Genomic DNA, 21,028 nt, shown 5'->3' with positions numbered 1-21,028 from the left:
ACAAAACAGCTCTGACCATTTTGGGTTTAGGCCAGAGCTGCTTTATCTTTACTATAAGTTACAATCTGAACTGCTTTATAAGTCCTTCAATCCTGTCAGAAGACTCGGATACTGCAACAGCACTTCCATCAACTCCTCTGGAGTTTTCTGCAACCTGTTCAGCACTAGATGCAAGTGTTGTAGCTGTAGCACTTACTTCCTCCGTGCTGGCTGACTGTTCCTCAGAAATAGCTGCCATGGAAGTTGCGATCTCATCAACATTGCCGACTTTGGCGATCATTTCGCTTACAATATCACTGGTCTCATCAAGACTTCTGAATATCTCTTCAAAGGTTTCACCTGCTGTATTAACAGCTTCAAGGTTTGCACTGATCTCTTCCATATTGGCCTGGGACTTTTCTGAAAGATCATGGATCTGTGCTGTTATATCCTTAATGATCTCGGCGATCTGAGTTGTTGAATCTGCACTGTTATTTGCAAGCTGTCCAATCTCTGAAGCAACAACAGCAAATCCTTTACCGGCTTCTCCTGCTCTTGCAGCTTCAATTGATGCATTGAGAGAAAGAAGATTAGTTTCTGATGCAATAGAATTGATCATCTCAATAATAGAATTGATCTTATTAGCAGATTCTCCTACCACAACTACTACTTCGTTCATTTCTTCCATTGATGATGAGATATTGGACATTCCTTTTTGAACTATTTCCATATCTCTTTGACCATCTCTAGCCTTGGTAACCAGACTACTCATAGTCTCTTTGGTCTGATTACTCTTATCAGTTAGGTTACTAACTTCCTGTGCCAGTGTAGTAGCCTGTTCTGCAAGCTCTGTAACAGCATTGGCCATATCATTCATAGCTTCCTGGATCTGCTGCATTGCCTTGTTCTGTTCATCAGCCTGGGCATTCAGATCACTGGATGCATTCTTACTGTTATTGGCCTCTGTTGCAAGCTTTCCTGTAACTCCCTTAAGCTCTGCAAGGGTATCACGCATCTGGTTAACATAGTCGAACATGTTGTTGTTCATAAGGCCGATCTCGTTAACATTGTCTCCGCCTTTTTGGATATCAACAGTAAAGTCTCCATCTGCGATCCTTGTAATATTGTTAGTAAGTGAGCTTACTGGCTTAGTGATCATTCTTGTGATGATATTGAGCATGATGATAGCCATAATAAGGATCATTACAGCTGCCATAATAATACTTATCATGATGAATCTATTAAGTGATGCCAGAACCTCAGATACTTTTACAAAAGAAACAAGGTACCAGTTTGTTCCTTCTACCTGGTCAAATGCAACATAGTAGTCATATCCATCTGTTCCATGAATTGTTATGATCTCATCCGTTCCACCGGAACTTGTAATGCTTGCCACCTGCTGGATAAATCCATCATCAGGATAATCTGAAACATCTTTTCCTATCTGGTCCTCCGCCGGTGAAGCTACCATAGTAGTACCAGAGAACATCATTGTTGCACCTGTGCCAAGAGGTTTAAATGCACTGGTTGTCTTAGAAATATTATTGAGTACAATGTCTGCTGCAATAACACCGCTCCTACCATCTTTAAGTGTTATCTTTCTTGAGATAGATGCAACCATTTCCTTACTGTTAGCATCTATTGAAGGCTCATTAACAGTCATTGTGCTGTAGTTAAGGCCTTCTATATACCATGGTCTTTGTGTAGGATCGTAATCATCTTCAGGCACCCATCCCGAAGCATCTATATAGTCTTTATTGGATAATCCAATATAAAATCCAAGCTCAGTCTCAGAAAACTGTGACATACTAAAGCCATAGATATCCACTATTTCCTGATCGTTTTTAAAATCTGTAGATTCAATAGTTTGTGCAAGGCCTTCAAAATATGATGTGATCTTTTGGACCTCTCCACTGGTTTCAGCAGCATTAGCCCTTGCTTCCTCCGCCAAAGCTTTCGTAGCGAGATCCTGAATGACAGATTTTGCACTGATAGCGATAAATGTAGTTACTATCGCAATAGCCAAGGTCATGATCGGCACGATGACCAGCAAAAGCTGCGCGCTGATATGCTTTCCTTTTTTTGATGTACTACTAGTTTTTTTAGCCATGGGCACCCTCCTTGATAAAAAAAGAAACAAAAACCCAATTACGATATAAGCCTTACACTTATATTTCGGATTTGAGCTTTTGTTTCTTTATATCTCGAAGATAAGCTCTTTCTTATTAACTCGGTAAATATGGCCAAAATTTTATAAATGAGTAGCGATCCTTATAGTTGCTACTCATTTATTATCGTTACTATTTAGTTATTAAGTTCACTCAGCATCTGCGCCACAGTCTTGCCATATACAGGGTGTCTAAGCCATGGTGCGATCTCTGCAAGGGGTCTTAGTACAAAATCGCGTAAATGCATCTCAATATGCGGGATTGTAAGATCCGGAGTATCAAGTACAAGATCATCATATAAAAGGATATCAAGATCAAGTGTTCTTGGGCCCCAGTGGATTATGCGCTCGCGGCCTGCTTCTTTTTCAATCTCATGGAGCTTATCAAGAAGCTCTTCCGGAGTATATAAAGTCCTTATAGTCATAGCGCTATTAAGAAAGTCATCCTGCTCAACGCCGCCATAAGGCTTAGTTACTATATAAGAAGCCACTTTAAGAACTTCAGTGTCAGGAAGCTCTCCTATGCTACGAACAGCATCATCAAGATATTTCCTGGAATCTCCAATGTTACTTCCAAGCGCTATAGCAACCTGGTGCCAGCCTCTGTGAATCTTGACACTTACGGTTTCAAGTGGAAGGCCAATAGGTGCACCTGGCTTTTCAATTTCTATATCTATCTCCTGAACAAGGGGATTTTGTATGAGGAGGTGCCTTGAAAGTTCTTCTGCCGCCCTTTCTATAAGCTTATAGGTATTAGCTGTCAGAAATTCTGTGATCTGATGACATACTGTGCCATAGTTTACCGACAGGTCAAGGTCATCAGAAAGCCCGGCTTTCCTTGTGTCTACATAAAGCGTTGCATTAACCACGAACTTCTGTCCAAGCTTATTTTCTTCCGGATATACTCCGTGATTAGCAAAAACTTCAAGTCCCTTTATACTTATCTTATCAAATACACTTTTGCTCATTGAGAATTGCCCTCGTCATTTCTATTGCGCGTTTATTTTCTTTAATATTATGGACTCTGACCATAGATGCGCCCTTCATAACGCCCATTACTGTTGTTACTAAAGTTCCTTCTACTCTCTGATCTGAAGGAAGGTCAAGAGAAAGACCTATCATGGATTTGTTGGATGTTGCAAGAAGTACAGGATATCCAAGCCCTATCAGCTCTTCAAGTCTGTTTGTAAGGATTAGGTTCTGCTCAAGGTTCTTGGCAAATCCAATTCCGGGATCAAGGATGATCTTATCTTTGCTTACGCCTGCTCTTAAAGCTATATCAACTGAGTCCTGTAAATCTTTGATGACATCTTCTATATAATTAGTATAATCTGTATCAGGTCTGTTGTGCATTAGGCAGCATGGAACGTCGTAACTTGCAGTCAGTTGCGCGATTTTTGTAACTATGCTGCTTCCGCCTGCATTGACTGAGCCACTTATTTCATTACTAAGATCATCTTTAGAAAAAGAATCTTTAGTAAGTCCATCTCCATAGAACTTCTCATATCTAAAGCCCCATACGTCATTAACAAGGTCTGCTCCGGCTTTCAAAGCCTCTTCTATTACATCAGCCTTGTAACTGTCGATGGAGACAGGGATATCAAATTCCTTTTTGATCATCTCTATGAAAGGTACAACTCTGTCAATTTCTTCCTTAATTGATATCTGCTCATGTCCGGGTCTTGTAGATTCTCCACCAACATCAATGATATCAGCGCCTTCTTCTATCATCTGAGCCACATGTGCTCTTGCGCTATCCAAATTGTTCCACTTACCTCCGTCAAAAAAGGAGTCCGGTGTAACATTGAGGATACCCATTATATAGCATTTATATTCTGAGGCAGCGCCGCCTCTTAAATCAAATTCTCTATTACCGATCTTCATGTCGATTCCTCCATTAGAATTGCCTAAGTTGTCGCGTATTCCTGAGGATGGCAGCATATAAATGATTTTCTTGTCATGAAAATCATTTATATGCTGCCATCCTCAGGAATATTCAAAGTTTTAGTTTATTTTATTTATGCAAAATTTCAGTTATATATTTATTTCAAGATTACGTTTATCCATACTCCAGTTGCATTCATCTTGAGCTTTACACATGAAGCACTGGCGTGACGCCTTGTCTGCTATATAGATTATTTCTGAAAGCGTCATTTTATCAGATAGTTTACCTGACCCTCTATGAGACATGATAGCCACAATTATAAGATCAATCTCATCATCATTAAATCCGCATTCAGGTAGTATACAACGTGAAATATCTGCACTTGCCTTATCATGAGGAGTTCCATTTTCGTATTGCTCATCTCTTCCTATATCATGTAGAAGCGCTGTAGCATATATGATTTCTCTTGATATCCCAAGCCCCTTCTCCAGATTCATAATATAAGCAATCCTTGCAACATCCATAAAATGCTCAAAGGTATGCCGGCAAAAGATCCTGTCTGCTTCTAGTTTTTGCAGATTTCCAAAATGTTTTTTATAAAGAGGATGTTCAAATATCTTCTGGCATCTGGGAAGCGTATCTATTTCAGCTTTTCTGATCATATTTATCCCTATTTGCTGATCTGATTCTTTAAGAAATGTATTCTGATCTAAATCTTCAAATCATCTGATTCACTATCTTAAGATAATTTGAATCAATATCTTCCGCCTGCTTTTATCTACCTATCATGCGATAAAAAGTATCCTGGAGATCTTTATTATTTTCAAAATCTCCTCTTGTCACAACAGTGACTGTCTTAGTTCCAGGCTTACGAATTCCACGCATGGTCATGCACATGTGCTCTGCTTCTACAAGGACCATGACTCCCTTTGGATGAAGCTCTTTGACAAAAGCATCTGCTATCTGGGCGGTAAGTCTTTCCTGAACCTGAAAACGCTTTGCAAAGCAGTCTACTGTGCGGGCAATCTTACTAAGACCAACAACCTCTCCATCAGGAATGTAAGCAACTGTCGCTGTTCCATAAAACGGAAGCATGTGATGCTCGCAGAATGAGTAAAGAGGAATATCCTTCTCTACTACCATATCTGAGGTCTCCACATGGAAGCGCTTGGCAAGGTGCTCGGCAGGGTCTTCTGAATAGCCTGCTGCCAGCTCATGATACATTCTTGCGATTCTGTCGGGAGTTTCTAAAAGTCCCTCTCTGTTTATATCTTCACCTATACCCTCGAGTATAAGTCGTACGCCTTCTTTAATCTTATTATCGTCCAAAACAGCCTCCAAATCCTATAGATTCTTATATTTCCAAATCTATATCAATTAAATCCATTATTATTAATATAGTAATCATCCAACAAAACTCTCATATCTGATCAGTATCAAATCTCTTTCAAGATAAGCTTCCTGACTTCGCCAATATAATACAGTGATCCAAAAGCACATATAACATCGTCTTCCAGAGCATTATGAAGCGCCGCATCAAGTGCTTCTTCTACACTTTCATGAGAAACTGCATCTGCTCCAAGCTCTTTGAAAGTATCTGCAAGGTCCCCCGCAGAAAGCGCCCTGCTGTTAGGCGGCGTGATGGTATGGAATATCTTTCCAATAGGAGCTATCTGTGCCATCATGCTCTTATAATCTTTATCTGCAAGAACACCTGCTATAAACACGATCTTCTTATCTGGGAAAAGGCGCTTAAGACTTGAAACAAGTACCTTTATTCCGTCAGGATTATGTGCTCCGTCTACGATAACCTTTGGGTTATCCTGTAAAAGTTCAAATCTGCCTTCCCAACAAGTATTACTTAAACCTTCTTTAATAGCTCTATCTGTTATCTGATCAAATCCTTTACTTTGCAGGATAAGTGCAGCAGTTATAGCAAGTGAAGCATTTTTTATCTGATATTCTCCAAGTAATCTAATATGATATGATTCACTCACCTTATTACCGGAATTAGAAAAAGTGTCACTAAAGGTATCTGACTTATTATCAGAATCTATCTCATTTCCAACATAAGGGCTATCGTTATATAAAATCCGATTACCAGAAGCCTTACTGTTATCAAGTTCAAATATAAAATCCTGCCCCGTAAGGTCATACTTTACAGCCTTGTCATCCTTCGGCTTACCTGATACGTATAACCTGCAGCCTCTTTCATCTGCGACCTTCTTGAACACTTCCATAACTTCCGGCGCCTGGTCGTATACAACAACGTCGCCGCCTTCTTTCATGATCCCGGCTTTCTCTCCTGCTATCTCAGGAAGGGTGTTGCCAAGGTACTGCATGTGATCAAAGCTTATAGACGCGATGACTGCTACTTCCGGCACCTTTATAACATTAGTTGAGTCCATCCTTCCGCCAAGGCCGACTTCAAGTACTACAAAGTCGCACTTTTCATGCTCATAGTATAAAAAGGCAATGGCATTGACCTGCTCAAATTCTGTAGGAACAGACAGTCCGTCCTCTGCCATGCTGTCAGCAGCATCTTTGACCTTCTGGGTAAGCTGCGCCAGAACTTCCTTGTCTATTTCTTTGCCGTCAACCTGTATTCTTTTTGTAAATCTGTCAAGAGATGGGGAAATGTAGATACCGGTTTTATACCCTGCTGCCATCAGGATATTAGATATAAAGGCAACTGTAGAGCCTTTTCCATTAGTTCCGGCAACATGGACATACCGTAGCTTGTCCTGAGGATCACCAAGGCGCCTCATAAGCTCTTTCATCCTGTCAAGGCCTAAGTCTATGCCGAACTTCTCGATTGATTCAATGTAACTTAGAGCTTCATCATAGTTCATCATATGCAATAAAAAAACCTCCTTATGCTGCTCGTCCTTTGGCTACATAAAAAGGTATATTGCTAATCCTGTGGTATGTAGCAGCGGGATGCGACTTCAAAACCGCAAGACATGTCTTTTCGTCCAAGTGACAACTCCCTGTTCACCTGGCACTTAACGCTTTGAAATCTACTCTGCATTTATTATTATTTGACCAAATGGTCTTTGGCTTCTTCGCCACTAATACTACTATTTTTTTTACAGAAGTTCAATATTTTTAGAAAAAATTAACGATCATGAAACTTTTGAGCTGTTTCCCTTACTTCATCTTCTACCGCCATAAAGGCTCTGACAATGCGGGGATCAAAATGGGTTCCGGATTCTTCACGAATGATGTCCATTGCTTGTTCAAAAGAAAAGGCCTTTTTATATACTCTTTCAGAAACAAGCGCATCAAATACATCTGCAATAGCCATGATCCTTGCAGAAAGCGGTATTTCTTCACCTTTAAGCCCTTCAGGATATCCTGTTCCATCCCATCTTTCATGATGATATAAAGCTATATCACCGGCAATTTCAAGATAGCTTGCTTCAGTTAAGGATTCTATGAGTTCATCTATTATCTCTTTGCCATAGACAGAGTGTTTTTTCATCACTTCAAATTCTTCCGGAGATAGTTTGCCCGGCTTATTAAGGATCGCATCAGGAATCTTGATCTTACCTATATCGTGCAGAGGGGCAGACTTAATAACATTGTCAATGTAATCATCATCCAGGATACCGGAATAAATTCCCATCCTTCTCATCTGATTCATAACAATGAGAGTATACATTGATGTCTTCCTTATATGATCGCCTGTTGATTCGTCTCTGTTTTCAACCATATCAGCAAGGATTATGATAAGGTCAGACTGCATCTGCTCGATATATTCAGACTTTTGGCACATCTTGCCAAAGCTTTTTACACTGTCTTTAGTAACCTGGATAAAAGAATTATAGAGTCTTTCTATCTCATCGCCGGTACGAATATCAAGCTCTGCCATACGCTCAACATTAGCTTTTCTTGCTTCTTCGCTATCATATCTAAAGCGCCTTGCTGTAGCTACCATAGAATCAACCGGGTAGACAACCCTGTATCTTGCTGTCCACAGACCGGTTATTATGACAACTATTATTATTCCTGAGCACATGATAAGAAGACGTACCATAAAATCTCTGGTGTATTTTTCAAGATATTTCATGGATACATCAACGCCTGCATAGCACGTAGTCTCGCCTTTGGAATTATAGACAGGTGTATATGCAGAAAGGAGCCAGCCATAAAAGCTATTTGATTCAACAGGCTCAATTTCTTTTCCCTCAAGAAGATCTGTGATATAAGGTACAAAGGCCTCACTATATTCCATTATATCTCCGGGCTTTGAAGCTGCCATAGCTTCAGTATCAAGGTCAAATACAACGTGGCATCCATCCGGCATCATCTTATATACATAAATGTATTCAATATCATCAGAAATCGCTCTGATTTTCTCAAGTTTTGCAACTATTTTTTTATATTCTCTGCTCTTGCCCTCACTCTTAATATAATCTTCAACCCAGTCTCCATCTATATTGCTTGCAACCATCTTCGAAATACCAACAGCAAGGGTGCGGTGTTCATCCTTGGTCTGGCTTACAAAAAGAGAACTTGCCTCATAGGCAACTACAACAAGAATTGTCAGACAGGTCATTACAAGCGACACCGCAAAAGCATTGTTTATCCTGGTCTTTCTGGTCTCACTGTTATTGATCTTGGCAAGTTCATCGCTATTAACAGGCTTTTGAAGCCAAGCATATTTTTCAAAGTAATCTTTGACGTTCTGTGGAATGATCCTTACTATTCCAAGAGCTATCAAAACATCTATAAAAATAAATACGATAGATGACGTAAATACGATAATAAAAGCTTTGGCAAATATGCTTATAGAAAGAGAACCAATAAATGAATAGAAGGGATTGATCTCAAAAAGATCAGGGTCGGTATGTCCTGCTCCGCTTTCTATCAGAAATGTAACAAGCGAATTGATAACGGCATTCAAAACAAGATATGATGCCATGCCAAGCTTTTTATTAAGCAGTCCCTTTTTATGATAATGAGTAAGTAAAATAACACAAAGAATATTTACGATACTATAGTAGATATAAGCCGAATAAAACATCGATGTCAGTAGCTGCGTAATAATAACTACCCATACGCTCAGAAAATATCCGGATAAAATGGCAATAACCATAGACCCGGCAAGACCCAGGATTGGTATCATTCCTATTTTCATAGAAACAATATTTATTATGAAGTTGAGCAAAATAATAGGTATGATTATAGCCAGAACTTTTAACCTGTTTTTTATGACAGCTTTATTCATATACCATCATCCTACGTATTCTATCGTTTCTGAAGTTTCGCGGTTTCTCTCACTTCATCTATAGCATCTATAAAAGCTTTTACAACATCCGGATCAAAATGTGTTCCTGACTCTTCCTGAATGATCTCCACAGCTTTTTCAAAGGTAAATGCCTTTTTATATACTCTTTCAGAGATAAGAGCATCAAATACATCCGCAACAGCCATTATCCTTGCAGAAAGTGGTATATCTTCTCCTTTAAGGCCTTCCGGATATCCTGTGCCATCCCATCTTTCGTGATGATATAGAGCTATATCCCTTGCAACCTCAAGGTAACTTGCCTGAGTAAGCGACTCTATAAGCTTATTTATGATCTCGCCGCCATAAGCCGAGTGAAGCTTCATGATCTCAAATTCTTCAGGAGTAAGTTTTCCAGGTTTATTAAGTATTGAATCAGTAATTCTTATCTTTCCTATATCATGAAGAGGTGCTGACTTATATACATTATCTATAAATTCATCTGTAAGAATGCGTGTATGCATCCCCTCTTTTTTCATCTGTCTCATGATTATAAGCGTATACATGGATGTCTTTTTGATATGATCACCAGTTGATTCATCCCTGTTTTCAACCATATCTGCAAGGATGACGATGAGATTAGTCTGGACCTTCTCAATGTAATCTGACTTTTGCTGCATGGTACTAAAGCTCTTCATACTGTCTTTAGTGACCTGTAAAAAAGAATTATAGAGTCTTTCGATCTCATCGCCTGTGCAAATCTCCAGATCTTCAAGAAGTTCAACGTTAGTCTTTCTGGCTTCTTCGCTATCATAATTAAAGAATCTGGCACGTTCCACCATGGATTTAACAGGATAGATGATCCTGAACTTAGCTATCCAAAGACCTGTAACTATGATGACTATGATGATTCCAATGCACATGATCAAAAGGCGTATAAAGAACTGTCTTGTATAGCTTGACAGATATTCCATAGAAATATCGCATCCTGCATAGCATACAGTTTCGCCAAGCGAATTATGAACAGGTGTATAAGATGTTAATAGCCAGCCATAATAATCATCGGAAACAAAGGTCTCAATTTCACCTCCTTCTAAAAGAGTTGGAACATACTTTTCAAAAGTCGGGTCAAATGGGACAACTTCACCAACATCTGCTGCTTCCACTTCATCTGTATCAAGGTCAAAAACCACATGGCATCCATCCGGCAATATCTTGTAAACATAGACGTATTCTATATCATTAGAAACATCTCGGATGGCTTCAAGCTCTGCTACTATCTTTTCATATTCCGGCCCCTGGCCTCCGCTTGCAATATACTCGTCTATCCTGTTTCCATTAACGATCCCTGCTATCATTTCCGATACGCCAACAGCAATTTTTTCATGCTCCTGCTTGGTGTGATTGATAAAAAGACGTGTTCCAATTGCTGCTACAAACAAAAGAACTGTAAGACATGTTGAAATAATAGCTATGATAAATACTGTTTTTGTGGATATAATCCTGGTCTTTGTCTTCTCAAGACGCTCAAGCTCATCATCGTCTATGGGCTTTTGGAGCCATCCAAATTTCTTCAGGATATCTTTGATATTATCAGGCAATATTTTAACTATGAGAAAAGAAAGCAAAAGACATATTACCTGTGAAGGAATCGCAGTCACGAGGATGATAAGCGATGATATGGCAAGCATTCCCAAAGGGGAAGGTGTAACATCGTTTACGATAATGTTACTCTCAAGCACAGTTTCATCTACTCCGCCGGTCTCTATAACGATAAGTGTACTTACGACTGCGCTGATCAAAGATGTCAGAATGATATAGCTTAGAATTTTAGACAGCTTCTTAAAATGTCCCTTTTGGGCATAATACGCCGTAACAATGATGATAAGAATATTAATAAGAGAATAATTAAGAAAATCATTTATAAAATAGCTTAAGATCAGATTGCTTATAAGAACAACCCATACAGCCGGCATATACCCAGCCAAAATAGCTATAGCCATCGATCCTGCTATAGCTAAAAGTGGCGGAAGCCCTATCTTTATACATATAAACCCAAGAAGCAGGTTTAGAATAATAGTAATGATAAATACCATTATTCCGATGATCCATCCGTTTTTATCGCGATTTTTCATAAGTATGACCCATGAAACAGCTTATTTTTTCCCTGCAAAATATGTTTAAAAACCCCTGAACAAATACCTACAAATTGTATATCGACATATACATAATAATTTTCAGTTCTAAATTATATTTTTGATTTATTTTAAGGGGTTAAATAAAGACGCAAAAAATAAGAAATTATTGTCATTAAATAATAAGATTGCAGTCAGTATCTGGTTTATATTGAATTTAGAATCATCTTATGGGAGGTTAGCAAAAATGGGATTAAAAGAAAGACCCGTTGTCGAGACACTGTCTGATGGCGGTAAATATTGGGAACATGAATTCGAAAACTATCACTTAACGGCTTATGTGCCTGTAAATGATATCGATAGCAAAGCTAACGACTATACTTTCAGAGCACCTCTTCTTCTGATATTTGAAGAAGACAAAAGAACTAAGGAAGATGCTGTCGCATTTGCAAAAGAAAGCGGACTTGAAAAGATCGCTGCAAAGTATGATACAAGCGTACTCTTCATATATCCTACCTGCGAAGGCGGCTGGGACAATGCTACAGATGAGCTTTATAAGGAAGTTATCTCTTATGTAAAGATGTATCCTGTTTATGAGGATGGCATCGTTGAATGGGATGATTTTATCAGCAAGCAGTTTATGGGCTACTACATAAGAGGCGCCATCTTCAGAGCTGATATCTACAGCTATGGAAAGTCCGCTGATTATGTGGCCAAAAATCTTTTGAAGACTACTGATGGTCAGTATCTCTGGGGACCTGGCGAGATCACACCTTCCATGTGCTCTATGGAGAGACTTAGCGTAGTTCCTGAAGTTTCAAGAAAAGACATTGCGATTCTTAGCGTTGGTAATTCTGCAGAAGTTAACAATGCTTTCAAGGGCTGCGAATATCTTCTTGTTAAGGACAGCGCTGAATATGAAAAGGACTTTAACTCTTTTGTCAAAAAGTTCAAGAGATGGTGCGGCAATATGCAGATCGAGCCTGATTTTGAAGAACTTGGCATGAATGAAGATGTTGGAGTTATCACAGTTAAGACATCTACTGATAACAGGGGTATTTACAAGGATACTACTGAGCACAAGATCGGTTATTTTGCATGGTACAACAAAGAGATCATGGACGGATCCAAAGTACCGCTTGTACTTGGCTTCCATGGCGGCGGAGATACAGCTATGTTCCTGACATTCGTATCAGGATGGTATGAGGTTGCTCATAAATACGGCTTCCTGTACGTAGCTATCGACAATCATCTTGCTGTATCTGCAACAGAGGTTATCGAGTTCATCGAAGGCCTTAAAAAGAGATACCCTATCGATGAGCACCGTATCTATGGCACAGGATTCTCAATGGGAAGCGGAAAGTCATGGGATATGTTCCAGGAATATCCTGATGTATTTGCCGGTCTTATGCCTGCAAGTGCTCTCTTCCCAAAAGGACAGAATCTCTTCTTCGAGGATATCGGAGACAGGATCAATACAACAGTTTCTGTTCCGCTTTTCTATTCAGGCGGAGAAGAATCTCCTCTTCCTGAGCTTCCATGCCAGGCTAAGCAGTGTATTGAAAGAGTTCAGTATGCAGCTAAGGTCAATAAGTGCAAGGAGACTTTCGAGGATGTCGACTTTGATAAGAAAGACAGCTGGGAAGACAAGATTTATGGCAAGAAGGGTGACCGCGTAGAAGTATTCCACGATGATACAAGGGATAGCGATCTGACTATCCGCTACTTCGATAGTGAAGACGGTGTATGCCGCACAGCTTTTGCAAGTATCAGTGGTCAGCAGCATGAGTGCCGCCAGCACACATGCGAGCATGCATGGGAGTTCATCTCACAGTTTAGAAGGTAAGGGTTACCCGGAAGGTAATGCCGCCCCGTCCTCGCCCCTATTCATTTGGGGCGAGGACGGGGCTCTCTACGTTTTCGGGTAACAAAATGAAGCGCACTAGTTCAACCCCAATACAGCCAGCATGGCAGCATACGCCTCCTGCACATATGGAAGTGTTGAAATGTATATCACTGATATTAATATTCCGGCAATCATCATCATCTTATTTACATACCCTTTGGATGAGCAAAGGTTGAAGCTATATCCTTTTTTCATGGGCCAGAATATCTTTTCACGCTTTCTGTTAAGAAGATCTATTATCAGATGTGATGCATAGCCAATTGTGAAATACGGCGTTACTTCAGGGAATATTATTCCTACACATGATGATAATAAAAAAAGTGCAAGTAGCGAATGCATAAATGATCTGTGAGGCTGCCTCATCCCAAATACACATAGCAAAATAAAAGCGAGGCTCCCTGTCATGATCCGATAGAGGTTACTATCAGCAAGAAGTCTTCTGTATATACCAATATGAAAATTGTACTCTATTATGATCACAGCTCCCAAAGCCAGTGAAGCCGCTACAACTATCTTGTCAGCTTCCTTATGGGCTGTAGATGTTCCTGAATCAATGTCACTTATTACTCCTCCTATAGCTGCAGCTCCGGTTCCTGCTACTACAACAGGTAATGATTCCGGTCTTAAGGCTATAAGTGCAGTAGCTATTCCTACAAAAAAATGTGTTCTTCCAAGCATATTTGTGCCTCCTTGTGCTATTATCATGATGTCTATACACGATTATGCTTTATGTCTTATTTGTGCCAGATTGAAGAATCTGAGCGATAATGGCGTCAGCTTCACCATTCTATCAAATGATCACTAAAAAAAGAAGCGACTTGTTATATAACACATCGCTTCTTTTCCTTTTGCTTTGACCTCGGTCACAATTTAGATAATTAGTATTATTTATTCATAGTAGCCGACTTCAGCTTCATAGATTTCATCTGTTAAACCTACTGCCTGTCTAGCGTTTCTCATTGATTCTTCAGCCTCTTCTTCTGACACAATTGTATTGCTACATGCTTCGTACAGTTCTTCAACTCGGTTATATAAATCTTCCGATTCATCGTTTCTTTCAATTTCTTCGCCATCTGGATCAAACAAAATAAGGTCATACATGTAATGAGGCGCAGAATAGCTATCAGAGAAGGAATATGTTGAATATTCGATGTTTCCAATTTCATCAAACTCCCCGTAAACATCATCGGGGAGGCTTACTATTAGTGTTTCATCTCCGTAGCTTCTGCTGCATCCACCAAAACCTTGCGAATAAAGGTAATGACAATCACCGTTGGCATCTATGTAATAGCAGCTTCCCCAATGGTTTAATCCGTCTATATTCCAGGTATAGCTGTAGTAGCCATTTTCAAGCATTTCATTCCATTTATGCTCTCTGGAATCTCCAGTAAAGCATATATATAGCTCGCCATCTATGTTTTTGAGAACATATTTAGTAAAACAATACATGGAATATTCGTTTTGAACGAAAAGCTCATATTCTCCGTCAAGACCACAATCTATATATGTGCAAGTTGTTTTTACATATTCTGAGTAATCATTTTCATTTAAATATACTTCTTTTAACTCATCAAAAGAATAGCTGTTTCCTTGTTTCAAGGCGCTTTTGAAAATCTTATTTTCAGAAGTATCAGATTCGGATCCTTATAGATAGCTGTAGCTTTTCCTTCCAAGAAGTCTCTGTAAAGCTGCCTGGATTCTTCATCAATATCACTATAATCGAGCAAAGAATCATTTACGGTTATTTCGATGTTGTCCGATACAGTTTCGTTTAACTCTGAAGCAGAGTTTTCAGGTATTAACTCTTCCAGATGAAGACTAGTTTCATCCGCAATAGAATCGTATGAATCCTGAATAATATCGAGGGTCACTTCTTTGAATATATTACTAGATTTAAAACTCTCATCACAGTTATAGAATGCCATTCTGATAAGTCCGGTAAAAGAATCGAAGGAAACATCATTTCCATCTTCATCTGCATACTTCACAGTTGTATATTCAGTAGTTTCAGAAGAAATAAGCTCTGAAGTAATGGCATTATCATTTACAGATAGCTTAAGATAACTGGTTTTACCGCCTGTAGCTCCGTATACTTCGTAATCAGCGGCAAGATACAGGCCATCATTATCTTCTGATTCAAAGCCAGCTAATAGTAATTTACCGTCAAGTTTAGGATCATTTGTCAAAATTTTTGTGATGAAATCCGGTTCCGAATCATCATAGGCAAGATTTGAGGTATCCCACATGATAACGCCTTTTTCATCGTCATATTCATAGACAAGGCTTGTAGAAAATCTGCCGCTTCCGGCAAATCCTGATGCGAAAATCTCAATATTGCCGTCATTATCAAGGTCTGTTACAGCATATCCATATTCATCGAAGTCAATTGTATCGCCACCGGGAATCTTATAACATCCATCTGCAAATTCCCAGGTCTGCCTGTTGTCATAAAGGGTCTGTACCTGTGATGCATATTCTGCGTCAGACTCATCGTCTGAGCTACTATCTGATTCACTATTGTCTGTCTTACCGCTTTCAGTTACAGCTTCATTTGGCTTATTCGCCTGGCTATTATCGTCTTTATTATCTTTATCGCTACATGCAGACATAATGGTAGCTGATATTAATAGCAGTGCTACTAATCTTTTTTTCATGCCAATTCTCTCCCCTTATCATCCTGGTTCTTACAACCAAAACTCCTTGATATACTCCTGATCATTTTCAAAAATATCAGGCTATCTTTCCCAAATTTTGGATAATATCAGATTCATTTCTTCATGTTCGATTCCGGAGTTCATATCAAAGATTTCATATGTCTTGCCAGAAGTATCATCCATAATCTTCCTGGATCCCATTATTCCTTTACAATAAACCTGTGCAATGTGAAGGACACAGGTTCTGCAGTCATAAAGGTCTACAAGTACATTTGCAGGCCGTATATCACTTACATCTAATTCATCCAAAAGATATAGAAGCGTGTGATGTATTATTCTAGCTGCTGCCTTTCTTGTAATGTAATCGTCAGGATGGAGATAATCCTGGTTGTCTATTACCTGCATTTTATAGGCTTCTTTAAAAAGTTCATCGTCTGGCATTGTCTCTCCACCAACGTGATCATCTTTCATAATGGAAAGAGTAAATTCTCTAACTGTAACGTTCATATTTTTCCTTATCTTTCAATTCCTTGAAATCTCAATTACAGCATTATCATCGCCATACCAGGATCTGAAATAGGTAAGGCCTTCGTGGTATGACCATTCATATTCTGCGTGATAATCCATCTGCTCTCTTGTGTCATTTATAGTCCATTCGCCACAGTAATCATAGGTAACTATGATTCCATCAATGTTTCTTTCATGATCTTCGCCGCCTTCAAATCTTATTCCTTTTTCCAGGAAATCATCTTTTGAAGGAGCCGTGTCACCCTGATAATCATACAAAAGATATATACTATCATCGTATATCATGAACTTACCGATATTATATCTGTCTATAGATCCATTTAAGTATCTTTCAGAAACATCGTCATAACTTATGTCCATCGAGTAAATACTGTACTCATCGCAAGCATCAAGCAGCGAAAGCTTCACATCAACTGTCTTGACCTTTTCATCAAAAAACTCCTGCACCTGGTATTCATACTTTTCAGAAAAGATAGTAAAAAAACAATTCCAGGTGTATCGATTTATATTTTCCAGATTGCCTTCTTTTGATTTGCACGCAAGCAAATAATAATCTTTTGGATTAAATGGATTACCTATATTATGATTTTCTTTATAAACAGCTTCCTTGCCACAAACTATGGCATTATCATATTCATAGTAAAATATGGATGGGCCTCCGAACAATTCTGATTCATCTCTTGCTACCATCGTCTTATCATTTCTCACAACGATTTCTTCCGTAGTATCCATATACGCAATTCCCCAAAACATCCAAAAGGGAAATAATCCGATAATGGTAACTATAGTGGCAACTGTTAATAATATGCGACTTCGAAGTCTTTTTAAATGGTAAATAACCTGAATCATCCCCAAAAATGCGAATAAGACAAAAAGAATTATAGCCATCCTTTTGATCCCAAATCTATATTGCAGACCGAATTCATGTAAAATGAGGGAAGAAAAATAAAAGACGATGCCAGCGATCACTGTGAAAAGGAGCAAATTATCAATGATAGATTTTACTGCTTTCTTTAATGTTTTCATATTTCATTTTCCCTCTTTAAAACATAATATCAATTTAACTTTCTTCATATACTCCCCCATCAGCGATCACGGCTTTAGCCCCAATCAGCCAGCAAAATCAATTTTAATAAACACAATGGTGTTGTCTTCCGCAACTGTAAACGTAAGTTCATGGCCTTCAAATTCATAAACTATGTCAGTGTATCCTGACCAGGATCCCTCTCTAATATCATCAGGTGCTCCATATGCATCTATCACACTGTAGATTGAATCATATTCTGAAATATCTCTTCTGGTCGGTATCCCCAAATAAATAAAATCCATATATGTGTCCGAGCCTTCAAATTCCATTGACGGGCTTACACATACAATTCTAACTTCATAATCGCTGCTATAATCTAAAGCATCAGGATAAGCAAGCTGCCATCTATATCCCTCTTGTGCTGAAATAAAGCCATTATTGGTATCCTCAAAGTTTTCAGGATAAGATAGTGCATTAATTATTTCCTGATAGCTTGTATCAGGGCCAATATCAAAGCCATTGTAGGTTATAGTAACGTCTTCTTTGGTAAGTTCAGACTCATTAGCCTTGGAAAGTAAATTTTCAATATCCTCATACGTATTTGTAGTTATCTCAATAGGCTCAGCTTCTGCTCCATATCCGGATCTATAGTAAGTAAGCACCTTATCGCTGTCAAAGACATACTCTGCATAATAACCTGTTCCCCCTGACTCACTTATTGTATCGTAGTAGCTGCATCTGCAAAGATAGCCATCATTATGAAGCTTTATTTTATAACCAGATCTTTCATCGCTATAATCTTCTTCCGAATAAACTAATACTCCATAATCATAAAAATCCTGTTCCTTATGATTATCTCTAGTATCCGTGATCAGATAAATCTCATCTTCCTTGAACAGGAACGTTCCTATGTGTAATCTGTCGAGATCCCCGTGATAATCGACGATGACATCCTCATCATAAACTATATCGTAAGAGTATACGTCTCCATCGTCGAAAGCACCTGTCTTAACAATGCTTACCGGTACAGAATCAACCTCCTCTTCGTATAAATAGATGACTCTATAATCAACTTGGATACTATCTTCCATTGCTTCATCAGTATCATCAGTTTCGACAGCTTTGGTATCTTCCTCATCTTCATTTGAAGCTTCTATATCGCTTTCTTTGGCTTCATCTTCTGCATCATCTTTTGACGTATCTGATTCATTACTCACTTCAGATACGTCTGATGTATTATCTTCAGAAGACTCTTCTTTAAGACCCAGATCCAGATTGCCACAACCGCCCATCACGCATGTAGCTGCTAAGAATAATGCAATAACCTTTTTCTTCATATCATTCTCCCAAATGGCTGCTTTTCCCAAAACAGCCTAGTTAACTAATGTATATTGTATATTGTATCTATATGTAAATCCCTACTCTACAAAATCTGACAAAAAGCTTGTTTTACCCGATAAAAAGCATTTTTGGCTCAGCAAAATTTTTATTGCCGTAAACAAAGCCCTTCGTTTTGACCGAAGGGCTTTAATGCTATAGCAATATTCAGCATTACCAAAAACGCAGTAATTATTCGTTTCTGTAATCTAGTTCAAGAAGTTATCTAATTGGAGATACTCTAAAAGTCACGTTGTCATGAGCCTTAAGCTCATCTACAGCAATAACCTTACCTGAAAGGCTTCTCTCTTCTCCTGTCCAGAGGTCTTTGATCTGATAAGTCTGTGCGCCTTTAAAGCTTTCAGCATCTGCCATCTTGTTTTCAATATACTCAAGTATATTATCAAGACTGATTTCTATCTTATTAGTAACATCTTCTCCAGCAAGGTTAATAAATGTTACTGCGATATCACCATTTTCAAGAGGCTTAGCGAGGATATCTACTCTGTTATGATCCATGAGGTATACCTTATCAGCATCCTTATCGGCAAGGCTAGACCATACTCTCTTAGCCTGAACTCCGAGCTTATCCTGATTTAAGGCAATGATATCTTTGTTGGTTATTATGTTCCAGATATAGTCGCCCTTTTCAACTTTTCTAAGGTCCATGCCAAGCATAAGAGGTGAGTTCATCATAGACCACATGGCAAAATGAGTCTTAGCCATAGTTTCATCTACATCTCCCATTCCAATAACCATCATATCCGGGTCGTTCCAGCCTCTTTCAGGGCTTGCGAACTCGTCCATAATAACGCATTTATCATACTGTGAGGTTATGCTGCAGGTTCCGTCTGCTTCCCAGTATCCTCTTCCAGGGTCCCCGTCTCTTCCTACCTGGAAGGTGATGTCGTTTAAGATTCTCCAGGAATCTCCTACTTTGTATCCCCAGTCGCCAGGCATTGTCTTACCCCATTCGCAGATTGAAAGGAGTATATCCTTGTTAGGATCAGCTTCTTTTAAGGAGTTGTACATTGCAGCATAGGAGCAAAGTGTATTTTCCTGACGTCTGTGATTCATAAGTCTAAGAACTGTATCACCGCTTTTTACAGTTACATCACATACATAGTTTTCCTTAAAGTCTTCTGTACCTTCAGTGCTTTCTACAAGGTTGTCAAAAAAGAAGTCTAAATTACTTCCATCTGATACAGCAACCTGAAGCCACTGGCCTACACCTGCTTCTTTACCTGTAGCATAGGTTACATACAGCTTATAGGTGCCTTCAGAGGCGTTTTTAAGATCAAATGTAAGCTCACTACTCTGGTCACCAACAGGTGTGTTACCTATATTAGTTCCATCAAAAGTACCTATATTAGTAACATAGTTTTCTTTTACTACAGCATGTCTTCCTGTAACAACTCCGTCTGCTACAGCATTAAGTACAAGCTCTTTTCCATCTGCACCTACAAGCTTAACTTCCTTAATGCTTGGAGCATATGTAAATCTTGCATTCTCTCCTGCAGAAAAAGTTGCATTATCCCACAGATAGTAGCAGTTATCTACCTTAAGGAAATCTATATCCCAGTCTGTATAGCTTACAGCGTCTACATCTTCAAATCCGCAGGTACCAACTGCTGATCCTGCGCATAGGTTGGTTCCTATGTCATTGTACATTCCAAACTTAAGGCCTCTTTCATGTATATAATCTGCCAGAGCCTTAAATCCACTGGGGAACTTAAGCGGCTCATTAGTCAGCTTTCCATCTACTCTTTCAGAGTTATAACAACCATCATCAAGAACAAGATACTCATATCCTGCCTTGTCCAGTTCAAGTTCTATGAATTTATCTGCCATAGCCTTGGTCAGGGCTTCTGTATTGCCACTTCCAAATGCATTCCAGCTGTTCCAGCCCATGGCAGGTAGCCTTTTCTTTTTGCCTTCAAATGGGGTGTTATTGTTAAAAGAGTCATATCTGTATTCTTTACTACCAATTTCCTGCGGATGCTGTCTTGATGTTCGGGTGATCTTGTCTGTAGCCATTTTATGTCCTTTCTGATCTCTATATTCGCTTCTATGTACGGGATACAGGATGTATAGAGTTACGTTCCGTAACTCAGTACATGTTTAGAAGTTAGGAGTTCAC

16 protein-coding genes and 1 riboswitch are annotated in these 21,028 nt (G+C 39.0%); of the genes, 1 reads left to right on the top strand and 15 read right to left on the bottom strand.

Annotation, left to right across the window (positions count from 1 at the left end; genetic code table 11):
* Positions 1-58 precede the first annotated feature (58 nt).
* The 8 genes from WAA20_RS04765 to WAA20_RS04730 form a co-directional block, all read right to left on the bottom strand.
* The gene (locus WAA20_RS04765) at positions 59-2,089 is read right to left on the bottom strand and encodes a methyl-accepting chemotaxis protein (protein ID WP_073387342.1); all 2,031 of its coding nucleotides are present in this window, start codon (positions 2,087-2,089) and stop codon (positions 59-61) included.
* 194 nt (positions 2,090-2,283) lie between these two features.
* Positions 2,284-3,114 (bottom strand): 2-amino-4-hydroxy-6-hydroxymethyldihydropteridine diphosphokinase, encoded by an 831-nt coding sequence (gene folK / locus WAA20_RS04760; protein WP_073387344.1) that lies wholly within the window; start codon positions 3,112-3,114, stop codon positions 2,284-2,286.
* Positions 3,095-4,030, bottom strand: coding sequence for a dihydropteroate synthase family protein (locus WAA20_RS04755; RefSeq protein WP_073387345.1), 936 nt, complete (start codon positions 4,028-4,030; stop codon positions 3,095-3,097). Before WAA20_RS04755 ends, folK begins: the two co-directional genes overlap by 20 nt.
* Before the next feature lie 150 nt (positions 4,031-4,180).
* A complete protein-coding gene (locus tag WAA20_RS04750) occupies positions 4,181-4,693 on the bottom strand; it encodes an HD domain-containing protein (RefSeq protein WP_073387347.1) in 513 nt (170 codons plus the stop codon).
* 112 nt (positions 4,694-4,805) lie between these two features.
* The gene (folE, locus tag WAA20_RS04745; RefSeq protein ID WP_073387348.1) at positions 4,806-5,360 is read right to left on the bottom strand and encodes a GTP cyclohydrolase I FolE; all 555 of its coding nucleotides are present in this window, start codon (positions 5,358-5,360) and stop codon (positions 4,806-4,808) included.
* A gap of 107 nt (positions 5,361-5,467) precedes the next feature.
* A complete protein-coding gene (locus WAA20_RS04740; RefSeq protein WP_073387350.1) occupies positions 5,468-6,886 on the bottom strand; it encodes a folylpolyglutamate synthase/dihydrofolate synthase family protein in 1,419 nt (472 codons plus the stop codon).
* Positions 6,887-6,962: 76 nt separating this feature from the next.
* A riboswitch (THF riboswitch) is annotated at positions 6,963-7,061 on the bottom strand.
* Positions 7,062-7,149: 88 nt separating this feature from the next.
* Entirely contained in the window at positions 7,150-9,174 is a 2,025-nt protein-coding gene (locus tag WAA20_RS04735; protein ID WP_338802325.1) for an HD domain-containing phosphohydrolase, read from the bottom strand.
* Positions 9,175-9,284: 110 nt separating this feature from the next.
* Positions 9,285-11,396, bottom strand: a complete 2,112-nt coding sequence (locus WAA20_RS04730) for an HD domain-containing phosphohydrolase (protein WP_073387352.1) — start codon at positions 11,394-11,396, stop codon at positions 9,285-9,287.
* 247 nt (positions 11,397-11,643) lie between these two features.
* Between WAA20_RS04730 and WAA20_RS04725 the strand changes: the two genes are divergently transcribed.
* Entirely contained in the window at positions 11,644-13,242 is a 1,599-nt protein-coding gene (locus WAA20_RS04725; RefSeq protein WP_073387354.1) for a hypothetical protein, read from the top strand.
* Between the two features lie 96 nt (positions 13,243-13,338).
* Here WAA20_RS04725 and WAA20_RS04720 read toward each other — a convergent pair whose 3' ends face one another.
* The 7 genes from WAA20_RS04720 to WAA20_RS04690 form a co-directional block, all read right to left on the bottom strand.
* Positions 13,339-13,980 carry a metal-dependent hydrolase gene (locus WAA20_RS04720; protein ID WP_073387355.1) on the bottom strand — a complete coding sequence of 214 codons (642 nt, stop codon included), beginning with the start codon at positions 13,978-13,980 and terminating at the stop codon, positions 13,339-13,341.
* 210 nt (positions 13,981-14,190) lie between these two features.
* On the bottom strand, positions 14,191-14,901 hold the full coding sequence (locus tag WAA20_RS04715) for a hypothetical protein (RefSeq protein WP_338802322.1): 711 nt from the start codon (positions 14,899-14,901) through the stop codon (positions 14,191-14,193).
* Positions 14,898-15,956, bottom strand: a complete 1,059-nt coding sequence (locus tag WAA20_RS04710; RefSeq protein WP_338802321.1) for a hypothetical protein — start codon at positions 15,954-15,956, stop codon at positions 14,898-14,900. The genes WAA20_RS04715 and WAA20_RS04710 overlap by 4 nt, the downstream gene beginning before the upstream one ends.
* 81 nt (positions 15,957-16,037) lie before the next feature.
* Positions 16,038-16,463 (bottom strand): hypothetical protein, encoded by a 426-nt coding sequence (locus tag WAA20_RS04705; RefSeq protein ID WP_073387358.1) that lies wholly within the window; start codon positions 16,461-16,463, stop codon positions 16,038-16,040.
* 15 nt (positions 16,464-16,478) lie between these two features.
* Positions 16,479-17,216 (bottom strand): hypothetical protein, encoded by a 738-nt coding sequence (locus WAA20_RS04700; RefSeq protein WP_073387360.1) that lies wholly within the window; start codon positions 17,214-17,216, stop codon positions 16,479-16,481.
* 378 nt (positions 17,217-17,594) lie between these two features.
* Positions 17,595-18,848, bottom strand: a complete 1,254-nt coding sequence (locus tag WAA20_RS04695; protein ID WP_073387361.1) for a hypothetical protein — start codon at positions 18,846-18,848, stop codon at positions 17,595-17,597.
* A 262-nt stretch (positions 18,849-19,110) separates the two neighbouring features.
* Positions 19,111-20,925, bottom strand: a complete 1,815-nt coding sequence (locus WAA20_RS04690) for a glycoside hydrolase family 27 protein (RefSeq protein ID WP_073387363.1) — start codon at positions 20,923-20,925, stop codon at positions 19,111-19,113.
* Between the last annotated feature and the right edge of the window lie 103 nt (positions 20,926-21,028).

The sequence above is a fragment of the Butyrivibrio fibrisolvens genome (assembly GCF_037113525.1).
Taxonomy (GTDB): domain Bacteria; phylum Bacillota; class Clostridia; order Lachnospirales; family Lachnospiraceae; genus Butyrivibrio; species Butyrivibrio fibrisolvens.
The sequence above is the reverse complement of the archived record's forward strand: the minus strand, read 5'-3'. Positions and strand labels throughout refer to the sequence as shown.

Coding starts and splice junctions, on each gene's coding strand:
- WAA20_RS04765 (WP_073387342.1), bottom strand. CDS start 2,089: ATGGCTAAAAAAACTAGTAGTACATCAAAAAAAGGAAAGCATATCAGC.
- folK (WP_073387344.1), bottom strand. CDS start 3,114: ATGAGCAAAAGTGTATTTGATAAGATAAGTATAAAGGGACTTGAAGTT.
- WAA20_RS04755 (WP_073387345.1), bottom strand. CDS start 4,030: ATGAAGATCGGTAATAGAGAATTTGATTTAAGAGGCGGCGCTGCCTCA.
- WAA20_RS04750 (WP_073387347.1), bottom strand. CDS start 4,693: ATGATCAGAAAAGCTGAAATAGATACGCTTCCCAGATGCCAGAAGATA.
- WAA20_RS04740 (WP_073387350.1), bottom strand. CDS start 6,886: ATGATGAACTATGATGAAGCTCTAAGTTACATTGAATCAATCGAGAAG.
- WAA20_RS04735 (WP_338802325.1), bottom strand. CDS start 9,174: ATGAAAATAGGAATGATACCAATCCTGGGTCTTGCCGGGTCTATGGTT.
- WAA20_RS04730 (WP_073387352.1), bottom strand. CDS start 11,396: ATGAAAAATCGCGATAAAAACGGATGGATCATCGGAATAATGGTATTT.
- WAA20_RS04725 (WP_073387354.1), top strand. CDS start 11,644: ATGGGATTAAAAGAAAGACCCGTTGTCGAGACACTGTCTGATGGCGGT.
- WAA20_RS04720 (WP_073387355.1), bottom strand. CDS start 13,980: ATGCTTGGAAGAACACATTTTTTTGTAGGAATAGCTACTGCACTTATA.
- WAA20_RS04710 (WP_338802321.1), bottom strand. CDS start 15,956: ATGAAAAAAAGATTAGTAGCACTGCTATTAATATCAGCTACCATTATG.
- WAA20_RS04705 (WP_073387358.1), bottom strand. CDS start 16,463: ATGAACGTTACAGTTAGAGAATTTACTCTTTCCATTATGAAAGATGAT.
- WAA20_RS04700 (WP_073387360.1), bottom strand. CDS start 17,216: ATGGATACTACGGAAGAAATCGTTGTGAGAAATGATAAGACGATGGTA.
- WAA20_RS04695 (WP_073387361.1), bottom strand. CDS start 18,848: ATGAAGAAAAAGGTTATTGCATTATTCTTAGCAGCTACATGCGTGATG.
- WAA20_RS04690 (WP_073387363.1), bottom strand. CDS start 20,925: ATGGCTACAGACAAGATCACCCGAACATCAAGACAGCATCCGCAGGAA.